This window comes from Sphingomicrobium arenosum (genome assembly GCF_026157085.1).
Lineage (GTDB): Bacteria > Pseudomonadota > Alphaproteobacteria > Sphingomonadales > Sphingomonadaceae > Sphingomicrobium > Sphingomicrobium arenosum.
Genome location: NZ_JANPVN010000001.1, coordinates 2,187,827 through 2,200,000, shown reverse-complemented (window position 1 = coordinate 2,200,000; position 12,174 = coordinate 2,187,827). Strand labels below are relative to the sequence as shown.

Annotated in this window: 10 protein-coding genes (1 of these 10 running past the window's edge); all 10 read left to right on the top strand. The window is 66.5% G+C overall.

Features of this window, described 5'->3' with window-relative positions; translation table 11 throughout:
* A protein-coding gene (locus NUW51_RS11050) for a hypothetical protein (protein WP_265587577.1) crosses the window boundary here: on the top strand, window positions 1-231 show its 3' portion. Its footprint begins 57 nt before the window's first position; 231 of the gene's 288 nt are visible here — the last part of the coding sequence; its start codon lies off the left edge, out of view; the stop codon is at window positions 229-231.
* Complete coding sequence (locus NUW51_RS11045; RefSeq protein ID WP_265587576.1) at window positions 228-629, top strand: acyl-CoA thioesterase; 402 nt, start codon at window positions 228-230, stop codon at window positions 627-629. The genes NUW51_RS11050 and NUW51_RS11045 overlap by 4 nt, the downstream gene beginning before the upstream one ends.
* 297 nt (window positions 630-926) lie before the next feature.
* Complete coding sequence (locus NUW51_RS11040; protein ID WP_265587575.1) at window positions 927-2,492, top strand: hypothetical protein; 1,566 nt, start codon at window positions 927-929, stop codon at window positions 2,490-2,492.
* Between the two features lie 89 nt (window positions 2,493-2,581).
* Entirely contained in the window at window positions 2,582-5,341 is a 2,760-nt protein-coding gene (locus NUW51_RS11035; protein ID WP_265587574.1) for a TonB-dependent receptor domain-containing protein, read from the top strand.
* A 139-nt stretch (window positions 5,342-5,480) separates the two neighbouring features.
* Window positions 5,481-6,290 (top strand): type II secretion system protein N, encoded by an 810-nt coding sequence (locus tag NUW51_RS11030; RefSeq protein ID WP_265587573.1) that lies wholly within the window; start codon window positions 5,481-5,483, stop codon window positions 6,288-6,290.
* A gap of 16 nt (window positions 6,291-6,306) precedes the next feature.
* The gene (gene gspD / locus NUW51_RS11025; protein WP_265587572.1) at window positions 6,307-8,454 is read left to right on the top strand and encodes a type II secretion system secretin GspD; all 2,148 of its coding nucleotides are present in this window, start codon (window positions 6,307-6,309) and stop codon (window positions 8,452-8,454) included.
* Window positions 8,451-10,055: a GspE/PulE family protein gene (locus tag NUW51_RS11020; protein ID WP_322597090.1), complete on the top strand. Its 1,605-nt coding sequence runs from the start codon at window positions 8,451-8,453 to the stop codon at window positions 10,053-10,055. Before gspD ends, NUW51_RS11020 begins: the two co-directional genes overlap by 4 nt.
* Window positions 10,055-11,284, top strand: a complete 1,230-nt coding sequence (gene gspF / locus NUW51_RS11015) for a type II secretion system inner membrane protein GspF (protein ID WP_265587571.1) — start codon at window positions 10,055-10,057, stop codon at window positions 11,282-11,284. Before NUW51_RS11020 ends, gspF begins: the two co-directional genes overlap by 1 nt.
* Window positions 11,285-11,287: 3 nt before the next feature.
* On the top strand, window positions 11,288-11,725 hold the full coding sequence (gene gspG / locus NUW51_RS11010; RefSeq protein ID WP_265587570.1) for a type II secretion system major pseudopilin GspG: 438 nt from the start codon (window positions 11,288-11,290) through the stop codon (window positions 11,723-11,725).
* Window positions 11,703-12,173: a GspH/FimT family pseudopilin gene (locus NUW51_RS11005; protein WP_265587569.1), complete on the top strand. Its 471-nt coding sequence runs from the start codon at window positions 11,703-11,705 to the stop codon at window positions 12,171-12,173. Before gspG ends, NUW51_RS11005 begins: the two co-directional genes overlap by 23 nt.
* The last annotated feature ends 1 nt before the right edge of the window (window position 12,174 follow it).

The following is a 12,174-nucleotide window of genomic DNA, read 5'->3' as shown; positions in this document are numbered from 1 at the left end:
CTGCGTCGCCTGGCGCTCTTCTCGCTCGGCTGCGCGCTGCTCGCGGTGGCCATCACCTTCAAGAACAGCGAGGCCCCGACCATCCACCTGCTGCTCGCCGTGGCGATCCTCGCCGGCGGCAGCGTGCTGGTCGCCTCCTTCCTGATGGCGATCATGTATTATAGCGCGCGCAGCGGCCATGACGCCGAGGCGCATGACAGCAACGCCCTCATCGACAAGGACCCCCAATGAACCGCGACGGTCTCCAGGCCATCCTGCGCGTCGTCCCGCGCCCCGCCGACATCAATGCCAACGGCCATATCTTCGGCGGCTGGGTGCTCAGCCAGATGGATATCGCGGGCGGCATCGTTGCCGCGCGCCGCGCGCGCGGGCAGGTCGCCACCGTGGCGATCGACCGCATGGAGTTTATCGCCCCCATCCTGCTGCACGACCTGATCAGCGTCTACGCCGATGTCGAGCGGGTCGGGCGCACCTCGATGACCATCCGCATCGAGGTCGTCGCCACCCGCGACGGGGGCGCGCGCGACGTGAAGGTGACCGAGGCGTCCTTCACCTTTGTCGCAATCGACGCCAACGCCCGCCCGCGGCCGGTCGATTCGGCGAGCGAGCCCGACGACCGCCAGGACTGACGCTTCCCGTGATGGCGTGACTTTCACGCCGCACCCGCGCCCCGGTCCATGGACCGGCCGGAATATCGCGCTTTTACAGGCACCACCGCCGCCACGTCACAAAGGCGTCAAGTGGGGGCGATGCGCTTGTCACGCCGCCATATCGCGTCCGTCACGAAAACGTCGATCCGGCGTCATCGAACCTGCATCATGACGTAAATCGCGCCTCCTAGTCCCGCAGTGGATCGGGGGGTCGGGCGCGGCGTCATGCGCACCTGTCTCCCTGGCTTTGTCTAACCACCGCCACGCGGAGACCCAATGATGACCAAGCGTTCGACGACCCTTCGTAACCTTTTCCTTCTCGGCGCGGCCAGCGCCGCCTTGTCGGCGTGCGGCGCCGATGATGTCGCCTCGCCCGGCGATGGCGTGATCGTCGTCGTTCCCCCGGTCACCGGTGGTGGTGGCGGTGGCGGCGGCGGTGGCGGCACCGGCGGCGAAGCGGCCGACGCCTGCCCCACCGGCTTCACCAACTTCGGCACGATCGAAGTGGGCGGCGCGGGTTCGGGCGACAATCGTCGCATCTGCCAGCTCCCGCAGCTCATCACCGACGACCTGTTCGTCGAGAATGTCGCGGGCGTCATCTACACGATCGGCGGCAAGACCGAGGTCGGCGTGGATATGGGCGCCGACGGCAACCTCGCAGGCGGCGATGCCGGCAGCATCACCTTCGATGCGGGCGTCGTGGCCTATGGCCGCACACAGGCCGACTTCCTCGTCGTCAATCGCGGGTCGCAGATCTTCGTCCAGGGCACGGCCAGCGCACCGGTCGTCCTGACCTCGCGCTCGAACGTGATCGGCGAAGCGAATGCCGACTCGATCGGCGAATGGGGCGGCCTCGTCATCCTCGGCCAGGCCCCGGCCGAAGGCTGCGGCGACGGCACCACCAGCGCGCCCTGCGGCCTCCAGGTTGAAGGCACCGCCGGTTCGCTTTATGGCGGCACCGACGCCGCCGACAATTCGGGCGTGATCGAATATCTGCAGATCCGCTACTCGGGCTACAAGGCCGCCGAAAACAGCGAATTGAACGGTATCACGCTGGCGGGCGTCGGGTCGGGCACGACCTTCAACCATGTCCAGGTGCACAACAGCTCGGACGATGGCATCGAATGGTTCGGTGGCCGCGTGAACCAGAAGTATCTGGTCCTGACCGGCAATGACGATGATTCGATCGACGCCGACAACGGCTTCAAGGGCGCGATCCAATATGCGCTCGTGATCCAGCGCGACACCGGCGGCGACAAGCTGATGGAAATCGACTCGCCGGGTGACCAGGCGCTCCTGCCGCGCACCAACATCGAGATCGCCAACTTTACCTTCATCACCCCGCGGACCGGCGAATATGTCCACGTTCGCGGCGCTGCCGACATCGCGATGTACAACGGTCTCATCGTCTCGACCGGCCCCTGCATCGACTTCGACGAGCAGAACACGGTCGATGAGACCACGGGTCTTGGCGAGGAACTAGGCGCGCCGCGAATCAAGGGCGTCTATCTCGATTGCACCGCCACTCCGTTCAAGGATGACTCGGGCGCCAGCGACGGCGTCTCGATCGCCGAAATCGCGGCGCTGTTCGATGGTACCAGCAACACCACCTACGACAGCTCGATCACGCTGCCCTCGCCCTATTCGATCTCGGCGGTGAATTTCGTCAACGCCAGTGCGGCGGCCGAAGTCGACGATTACAGCGACCTCCAGTTCGCCAGCTTCTTCGACGCGGTCGACTATGTCGGCGCGGTCGAGGACGCCAACGACGATTGGTGGGTCGGCTGGACCTGTGGCCTGACCGGCCAGATGAGCTGCCTCGACATCCCGGACGCCGGCTAAGCCGCCGCACCCGGACCCACATGCGGGGAGCGGCGGCCAGGGCTGCCGCTCCCCCATTGTTCGACAAGACGCGCACGGAAGATCTCCCGATGACCAAGACCGCCACGCTTTCCGCCCTGCTCGCGACCACCGCGCTTTTCGCCGCGGCCCCCGCGTTCGCGCAGGATGCCCCGCCCGCTTCGCCCTCTGCCAGCATGGTCGGCGACCCCGAAGACCAGCAGGACGAGACCCTCGACGCCGCCCAGCCGGGCGCGAGCGATCCACAGGTCGAGATCTCGGGCCCCGGCGCGGACCGCGACGACGATGATCCCATCATCATCCGCGGCACCTATATTCCCAACCCCGTGCGCGCCACGCCCGAAGTCGTCTCGGTCCTGTCGGCCGAGGACATCGCCCGTACCGGCGACGGCGACATCGCCTCGGCGCTCGAGCGCGTCACCGGCCTGTCGGTCGTCGGCGGCCGCTTCGTCTATGTGCGCGGCCTGGGGGAGCGCTATAGCTCGGCGCTCTTGAACGGGGCCCCGCTGCCCAGCCCCGAGCCGCTCCGCCGCGTCGTCCCATTGGACCTCTTCCCCACCTCGATCATCGCCTCGACGGTCGTCCAGAAGAGCTATTCCGCCAACTATCCCGGCGAATTCGGTGGCGGCGTCATCAACCTCACCACCCGTTCGGTCCCCGACGAAGGCTTCTTCTCGGTCGGCGGCGGGATCGGCTACGACAGCGAGACCAGCCTCAACCTCGGCTACACTTATTGGGGCAGCTCGACCGATTTCCTCGGCTATGACGATGGCAATCGCTCGCTGCCCGCCAATCTGGCCAGCGCCTTCGCGTCGGGAAATCGCATCACCCGCGGCGAAAATTTCTCGCTCGATGAGATCAAGGACCTGACCGCCAGCCTCGACAACGCCTCGACCAACCTCATCCAGCGCACAAACGATGTGCCGGTCAACTGGTCGGCCGACCTCGGCGCGGGCCAGACGTTCGAGCTCGGCGCGATGGACCTTGGCGTCATCGTCGTCGGCGGCATCTCGAACAGCTGGCGCACCCGCGCGGGCAAGCGCGAATTCGGCGTCGCACTGGGCGCGGTCGACACCCCCGATGCCGAACTCTTCGCCCAACAGACCTTCGATTACGTCTCGACCCAGAACCGCGTCGTCGTGAACGGCATGGCGAGCACGACCTTCAGCCTGGATGACCAGAAGCTGCGCCTCGTCGGCGTCTATATCCGCGACGCGCTCAAGGAAGCACAAATCAAGGCGGGCGAGGACTTCGAGGCGATCTCGAAGATCGATCCCGACAACCCCACGCTCCAGCAGGGCGCGACCAGCTATTTCGAACGCGAACTCTACGATGTTCAGGCGGTCGGCGAATTCGAAGTAGGCGATCTCAATATCGACCTGCGCGGGTCCTACGCCAAGTCGCGCCGCGACGCGCCGTACGAGCGCGCCTACAGCTATGTCTACAGCACCGAGTTCGACGATTACGTCAATGACCTGCGCTCGCCGGGCAACTCGGCCACGCTGAGCTTCTCCGAACTGGACGACGAGCTGTGGTACGGCGCGGTCGACCTTGCCTATTACCTGCCCACCGCCATGCCGATCACGGCGTCGGTCGGTTACGCCTATTCGGACAATAGCCGCGAGGCGATCCGCCGCGATTTCGACTTCTTCCCGCTCGCCGCGCTGCCCGACTATATCGCCCAGCAGCGCATCGACTATCTCTTGAGCGACTATAACGTCCACACCAGCGACATCACGTTGCGCGAGACGACGGGCGGCCTCGGCACCGCGGCCTATCAGGCGGCGCTCGAGACGCAGGCGGTCTACGGCATGCTCGAGGTCGAGCCCGCCAGCGACATCCTGCTCAACATCGGCGTGCGCTACGAGGACGGCACCCAGACGGTGACCCCGGTCACCCTGTTCGGCGAGACCCCGGCGGCGGAGACCAGCCTCGAGCGCAGCTACTGGCTTCCCGCCGGCACGCTGACCTGGAACTTCGCCGACGACATGCAGCTGCGCTTCGGCGCGTCCAAGACGATTGCCCGCCCGCAGTTCCGCGAACTCGCGCCGCAGCCATTCGTCGATTACGAAAGCGGTCGCACCTTCTTCGGCTCGCAGTTCCTCACCGACAGCGAAATCTTCAACCTGGATGCGCGCTACGAATATTATTTCGCGCGCGACCAGATCGTCAGCCTCGCCGGTTTCTACAAGGAGATCGACCGACCGATCGAATCGACCGCGACCAACATCGGCTCCTTCTCGATCACCAGCTTTGCCAACGCCCCCAAGGCGCGGCTCTATGGTGCCGAGCTGGAATTCCGCAAATATCTCCCCTTCTACGACATGGGGATGGACAGCGGTTTCCTTGCCGATCGTCGCCTCGCGCTGATCACCAACTACACCTACACCCAGTCCGAACTGGTGGTGGGGCCCGAGGACACCACGATCAGCTTCGTCAGCCAGCCCGCCGAAACGCTTGCCAGTTCGATCTTCAACGATGGCGCGCCGCTGACGGGGCAGTCGGAGCATCTCGTCAACCTGCAACTCGGCCTCGAGAACGAGGAGCGCCTGTCGCAGCAGACCATTCTCCTGACCTACGCGTCCGACCGCGTCACTGCGCGCGGTCCCAATGGCACGCCCGACTATATCGAGACCCCCGGGGTGAACCTCGACGTCGTCTGGCGCGAGGGGTTCGAGGTCGGCTCGAAGGAGCTCGAGGTGAAGGCCGAGGTGCGCAACATCCTCGGCACCGATTATGAGGAGGTGCAGACGCTGAACGACAGCGAGCTGCTCATCCAGACCTATGATCGGGGCACGACCTATTCGCTGTCGGCCTCGCTGACCTTCTAGCAACAGGTCTGCCAAAAAGAGGGGTCGGAGGCCGGATGCGGCGTCCGACCCCTTTTCTTGTCGCATTTGCGTCAAAATCATGTCTTCATAGAGTCACAAGTCCCGATCATCGCTAGGAAATCCAGCGGGAATGGCATCAATGTTCGCTTCGATTCTCAAGGCCCGTCCCGGGCGCCGCGACCGGCTCGCCTTTGCCGAGCTGCACCTGATCGCGCGCGCCTGCCTGATCGCCATCCTCGCCGCGTTGCTTGCACGCCTTTTGTGGGTGCTCGTCACCCCCGTTGGGCCGCTCGGCGACTGGCGCGTCGCGGCACCGCGTTTCCTGTCGGACGGCGCGCGCGATGCCCTCTTGTCGAGCTACGATCCCTTCCCCGGCACCCCGGCCACTGTCGCGGCGGGGGGCGAGAGCGTTACCGATCTCGATCTCCAGCTGTTCGGCACCCTCCTCAATCGCGGCGCGGGGACGGGCAGCGCGATCATTGCGGGCGAGGACGGGGTGCAGCAGAGCTTCGCCGTCGGCGATGAAGTCTCCCCCGGCGTTCGCCTCGCCGAGGTGGCCTTCGACCATGTCGTGCTCGACCGCGGCGGCGTACGCGAGATGCTCTATCTCGATGGCGCGCTGCCCGCCGATACGATCGAGGTGCCCGATACCAGCAGCGCCGCCGCCGGCACCGAAGCCGCCGCGCAGGCGATGATCCCCGACTTCGAATTCGAACCGCGCCGCACCGGGGGGAAGATCACCGGCATCCGCCTGCCCATCACCACCGATCCCGCCCTGCTGTCGGTCATCGGGCTGCGCGCCGGCGACGTCATCGTCTCGGTCAACGACGTCCCCGTCGACAGCCAGGCCGACATCGACCAGTTGAAATCCTCATTGAAACCCGCCGCCCGCATTCGCCTGATGGTCGAGCGCGGCGCCCAGACCGTGCCGATCGCGGTCAACCTGTAAGACAAGGCATATCGTCATGAAGCGTCTCGCCCTCCTCACCGCCGCCTGCATCATGGCCGCCACGCCCTCGGTGGCGAGCGCGCAATATATGCTCAATTTCCGCGAGGCCGACGTGCGCGCCTTCGTCGACGATGCCGCCCGCGTGACGGGCCTCACCTTCGTCGTCGACAGCCGCGTCAACCAGTCGATCAGCGTCGTGACCAACCGCTCGCTGTCGCGGTCCGAATATTTCGAGGTCTTTCTCGCCACGCTGCGCGCCAATGGGCTCGTCGCCATTCCCATCCAGGGGGGCTATCGCATCCAGCCGGCGCAAGGGGCCGCGACCCAGCCCACGGGCGGCCTGCGCGGCGCGGCACGAAACCAGTTCGTCACCGAGATCTTCCGGCTCGAAACGGTCGAGGCCGCCGGTGCCATCGAGACACTGCGCCCGCTGATCAGCTCGGAAGGCTCGATCACCGCCAATCGCAACGCCAATTCGATCATCGTCGCCGACTATGCCGACAATGTCGTGCGCATCCGCAATCTCATCGGCCGCATCGACACCGACAATTCGACCGCCGATATCGTCTATCTGGAAAATGCCGGCGCACGCGAAGTCGCCGAGGCATTGGAGGGCCTCAACGGCGGCAACGAAGGCATCGCCGCCCCGGTGCAGGTCAGCGCCATCGACAGCGCCAACGGCCTCGCCCTGCGCGGCCCCGCCGAGAGCGTCGCGCGCTACGCCTCGCTCGCCCGCGAACTCGACGCACAGGCCGCTGGCGGCAACGATATCCGCATCTACTGGCTCGAACATGCCGATGCCGAGGCGCTGCTTCCGGTGCTCCAGCAGCTGCTCGGCCAGCCGGTCACCGTTACCTCCTCCGAACCCGGCTTCATCCGCGGGCAGGAAGGCGAAGGCACGGGCGCCGGCCCGGCGCAGCCGCCCGCCCAACCCGCCATGACGCAAACCGTCAGCACGACGAACAACGGCATTGCCCGCTTCGGCCCCGCCGTCGTCACCCGCTACTCGGGCACCAATGCGATCATCGTCGCCGCTAATTCCAACGTGCAGCGCCAGATCGGCGAGATCGTTCGCCAGCTGGACACGCGCCGCGAGCAGGTGCTGGTCGAGGCGATCATCGTCGAGATCGGCGACAATGCCGCGCGCCAGCTCGGTGTCCAGTTCCTGCTCGCGGGCGAGAATTCGCCCTTCCTCGCCGCCAATTATTCGAACGCCCAGCCCAATATCCTCGCGGTCGGCGGTGCCATCGCCAATTACGAACTGGGCCGCGAGACCAGCGTCAATTCGGACGGGGTGGTGACCACCACCTACGACAATCCGCTTGGCGACAGCGTCAACGAGGCCGCCGCCGCCTCGCTCCTTAACACCACCGGCGGGCTGGCGGGGGGCGTCGTCAACCTTGCGGGCAATGCATTGTTCGGTGCCATCGTCAACGCGGTCCAGTCGGACACCGAATCGAACATCCTCTCGACCCCGTCGATCCTCACGCTCGACAATCAGGAAGCGCGCTTGCTGGTCGGCCAGGAAGTGCCGATCACCACGGGCGAGGCCCTCTCCTCCAACTTCGACAACGCCTTCCGCACCGTCGAGCGGCAGAATGTCGGCATCCAGCTGGACGTGAAGCCACAGGTCAACAGCTCGGGCTCGATCAAGCTCTTCATCCGCCAGGAGGTCAGCTCGGTCGCGGGACCGGTCGCGCAAGGCTCGGCCGATCTCGTCATCAACAAGCGCGAGTTCAAGACCGTGCTGACCGTCGATGACGGCGAGATCCTCGCCATCGGCGGGCTGCTCGATGAAAATGAGCGCAAGACCATCGAGAAGATCCCGCTCCTCGGCGACATCCCGCTCCTGGGCGAACTGTTCAAGTCGCGCAGCCGGGCGCGCAACAAGACCAATCTCATGGTCTTCATTCGCCCGACCATCATCCGCGATGCCGCCGATGCGCGGGCCATGACCGCGCGCCGCTACGACTATATGCGCACCGCGCAATGGTACAATAATCCGGGCTACGAGCCCTCGCTCGACGCGCTGGTGCGCGACTATCTGGGTGCCGCCGCGCCGGTCGCCGCGCCGCTTGCCCCCGGTGATCAATATTATCGTCCGCCCGCCGTGGTGGAGCTGCCCGCCTCGCAGACGGGAGAACCGCTGGAGGGCGAGGAATGATCATCCGCCGCGGCAACCGCGATCCGATCGAGGAGCCGGGCATGTTCGTGCCCGATGAAATGCTCCCCCAGCCGGGCGATCTCGCGCTCGAGGCGCCGGGCGCCGAACTGCCGGTCAGCGCGATCATCGACATCCCTTATGCATTCGCGCGCGAACAGGGCGTGCTCATCAACCCCGATAGCGGCGAGGAATTGCGCGTCGCATTGCGCGAAGGAGCCGATCCCGCCACGCTGATCGAGGTACGCCGCTATCTCGCGCGTCCCTTCGCGATCGATTTCGTCTCGGCCAGCGACTTCGACCGATTGCTCCATGCCCGCTATGCCGGCGGCGCGGCGGAGGGCATCGGCGACATCGGCGGCGGCGATGAATTGGACGCGCTCGCCAGCGGCATTCCCAGCGCCGAGGATCTGCTCGACAGCTCGGACGATGCGCCCGCCATCCGTCTCATCAACGGCATCATCGCCGAGGCCGTCCGCCTCGGCGTCTCCGATATTCACATCGAACCCTATGAAAGCGGCCTCGTCGTGCGCCTGCGGCGCGACGGCGTTCTCAAGGAGCATCTTCGCATGCCCGCGCACGCCGCCCCCGTGGTGGTCAGCCGCATCAAGGTCATGGCCCGCCTCGACATCGCCGAGCGCCGCGTGCCGCAGGACGGACGCATCGCACTGAAGCTCGGCGGGCGTCAGCTCGACGTGCGCGTCTCGACGCTGCCCAGCCGCGCGGGCGAACGCGTCGTCATGCGTATACTCGACAAGGAGAATGCGGGGCTCAGCCTCGACCTGCTCGGCATTTCGGGCGCCGCTGACGAAATCCTGCGCGAGGCACTGGCCGAACCCAACGGCATCATCCTCGTCACCGGCCCCACCGGCTCGGGCAAGACGACCAGCCTTTATGCCTGCCTGTCTCACCTCAATGATGGCCAGCGCAACATCCTCACCGTCGAGGATCCGGTCGAATATTCGATCGACGGCATCGGCCAGACGCAGGTCGATTCCAAGGTCGGCATGAGCTTTGCCGCGGGCCTTCGCGCCATCCTGCGCCAAGATCCCGACATCGTCATGGTCGGCGAAATCCGCGACCGCGAGACCGCCGACATCGCGGTCCAGGCCAGCCTTACCGGCCACCTCGTCCTCTCGACCGTCCACACCAATGACGCCGTCGGTGCGATCACCCGCCTGCGCGACATGCGGATCGAGCCCTTCCTCATCGCCTCGACGTTGCGGGCGGTGGTGGCGCAGCGCCTCGTTCGTCGCCTCTGCCCGACCTGCCGCGAGCCGGTCACGGCCGATCGCTCGATCGCCGCGCTGCTGGGCTTCGATGAAGGCGAGATCATCTACCGCGCGCGCGGCTGCGAGGAATGTCACGACACCGGTTTCAAGGGCCGCATCGGCGTGTTCGAGGCGGTCCGCGTCGACGGCACCATCCGCCGCCTCATCGCCGACGGCGGCGATGAAGCCGTGATTGCGCGCCACGCCTTCCTCAACGCCCCCAACCTCGGCTCGGCGGCGCGGGGGCTGGTCCGCGCGGGCGAGACCACGCCCGAGGAAGCCATCCGCATCTCGCGCCACGAGGAAGAAGAAGGACAGGATCACGCCGCCTGATGGCCGCTCGCTTCGCCTATCTGGCGGTCGACGCCAAGGGCCGTGAAAAGCGCGGCCAGATCGACGCGGGCAGCGAGGCCGAAGCCCGCGCCGCGCTCGAGAAGCGCCGCCTGCTGCCCGTTCGCCTGACCGCCGCCGACAAGGCAGCGCCGAGCGTTGGCGTCGGCGCCAAGCAGATCAGCCTGTCGCGGGCTAAGCATTTCAATGCCAAGGCGCGCGTCCTCTTCACCCGCCAGCTGGCGACCCTCATCAAGGTCTCGCCGCTGGAAGAAGCGCTACGCACCATCGCGCGCCAGTCCGAAAAGCCCGAACATCGCGCGGTGGTGAACCGCGTCGCCGACCAGGTCGTCGAGGGTCGCCGTCTCGCCGATGCGCTGGGCCGCGAACCCCGAAGCTTCGACCCGCTCTACCGCGCGATGGTCGCGGCGGGCGAGAGTTCGGGCACCTTGTCCGAACAATTGGACCGCCTCGCCGCCTTGCAGGAACGCCAGGCGCAGATGCGCTCCAAGCTTTTAAGCGCGCTCGCCTACCCCGCCGTCCTCACGCTAGTCGCCATTGGCGTCGTCGCCGCGCTGATGATCGCGGTGGTCCCAAAAGTCGTCGAACAGTTCGAGGACGTCGGCCAGCAGCTCCCCTTCATCACCCGCGTGGTCATCGCGCTGTCCGACTTCCTGGCGAACTGGTGGTGGCTCCTCGGCCTCCTCATCCTCGGCGCGGTCGCGCTGCTCGGCGCGATGCTTCGCAACGAACCCTTTCGCCTGAAATTCGACAGCTGGCTGTTGCGCTTGCCCTTCTTCGGGCGGCTGCTGCGCGATCTCAACGCCGCGCGCATGGCGCGCACGCTCGCCACCATGGTCGCCGCGCGGCTGCCGCTGGTCGAGGGCCTCGCGCTCACCGCGCGCACCATCTCCAACCGCCGTCTCGCTGCTGCGACGCGGGCGATGGAGGAAGAGATTCGCGGCGGCGGCAGCCTGTCGGGCGCCTTGAAACGCACCGGCCTCTTCCCGCCGCTCCTCGTCCACCTCACCGCCAGCGGCGAAAGCGCGGGCCAGCTCGGCCCCATGCTGTCGCAGGCCGCCGATTATCTCGAGCGCGAATTCGACACCTTCACGAGCAGCGCGCTGGCCTTGCTCGAACCGCTTATCATCATCATCATGGGGGCGCTGGTGGCCGCCATCGTGCTCGCCATCCTGATGCCCATCCTCCAACTGCAGACCCTGATCGGATAAGTCATGACCCGTCCCACCGCCAACGGCGCCAAGAAGCGCAAGAACGGCTTCACCCTCGTCGAGCTGATGGTCGTCATCGTCATCATCGGCCTGCTCGGCACCGTCGTCATGATCAACGTGCTCCCCAGCCTCGACAAGGCCAATGTCACCAAGGCGCAGGCCGACATCGCGCAGCTGAAAAATGCCGCCGAGCAGTATCGGATCGACAATTTCGCCTTTCCCGCTTCGATCGAGGCGCTGAAGAGCCCGCCCGCCGGCCTCGCCCAGCCCGACCGCTATCGCCCCGGCGGCTATGTCCGCGACATTCCCAACGATCCGTGGGGCAATCCCTATCAGATCCGCATCCCCGCTCCCGACGGCGGCCCCTACGAGATCTACAGCATGGGCGCCGACGGCGCGCCCGGCGGCGAAGGCGAGAATGCCGACATCACCGCCGGCTAGGAGGCACCCACCTCGTTCTGCCGGTTTCACGCTGGTCGAACTGATGGTCGTGCTCGTCCTCCTCGGCCTTGCCGCGACCGCGGTCGTGCTGACCATGCGCCCCGCCGATGCCGCGCGCTCGGAGGCCGTCATGCTCGCCGGGCGTATCGCGGCACTGCGCGACGAGGCGATCCTGCGCGGCAATCCCACCGGGCTCAGCGTCTCCCCTGCCGGATTCGCCTTCGAACAATATCGTCAGGGCGAATGGGTGCCACTCGATTCGAACCGTTTCGACGGGCGCACCGCCTTTGCCGATGGCGTAACGGCGCGCACGTCGGGCGAGCCCCTCGGGCTCCGCTTCGACAATCTCGGCATGCCGTCGGCCCCCACCGTCTTCATCCTCGATGATCCGGAAGGGCGCACCGCGACCGTCGCCATTGCCGCCAACGGCAGCGTCGAGGCGCTGTGAC